Raw genomic sequence first — 739 nt, forward strand, 5'->3', positions numbered from 1 at the left:
GCTATTTTGAGGCGGTGCAGAAGCAAGCAGATATCGCAGCATTGAATAGTGCCTTTGCTGACTTCCAATTGCTATGTTCGACTCATGAGGGCGAGCAGGGTGTGATCGCTATGAATAATTATATTGAACGAAGTTTGCTGGCGATGCTACCGGGGCACTATTCCGCCAATGTTGATACCGGATCTTTCCTGTATCATGGTAAGGCCATTCTTATTACTAAAAATCACGCAGACTTGGGTGTTTTTAATGGTGATATTGGCTTTGTCGTTGCTCGTAATCATGAGCCGGGTAGTACGGGAAAGTTTCAGGTGGAGGTGCCGCAAGGCTCGGGCGAGAGCATTATCGTATCACCGAAAAGGCTCAAAGCCTGGCAACCTGCTTACGCGATGACGGTGCACAAAAGTCAGGGCTCAGAGTACCAGCGTGTCGCGATTCTTCTTGCTGATTACGCTAAAGAACTTTTATCGCGTTCGCTATTATATACCGGTCTTACGCGGGCTAAACAGCGTTGTGATATATGGGCCGATACGCAGGCTCTGGAAAAAGCTTTTTTGGAGTGAATACTCAGCTAAAGTCTTAGGGTGTTATCTTTCCTCTGTGCAGCGAAGCGCTCTGTGAACTCGATGGTTCAATGTGTAGGCAGAGCCTTAACCTTGCTCGCCAAATAACTATTCACTTCGCTACTTAAGGTATGCTGAGCCAAAAACCGGGCTGCAAAGCCATTGATATCATCAATTTC

1 protein-coding gene is annotated in these 739 nt (G+C 47.0%); it reads left to right on the forward strand.

Translation table 11 applies throughout. From position 1 onward, the window contains the following. Window positions 1–560, forward strand: a 560-nt coding sequence (locus A3766_RS10205; RefSeq protein ID WP_197479509.1) for an ATP-dependent RecD-like DNA helicase, incomplete at its 5' end; no start/stop codon positions are given. Between the last annotated feature and the right edge of the window lie 179 nt (window positions 561–739).

The sequence above is a fragment of the Oleiphilus sp. HI0132 genome, assembly GCF_001635845.1.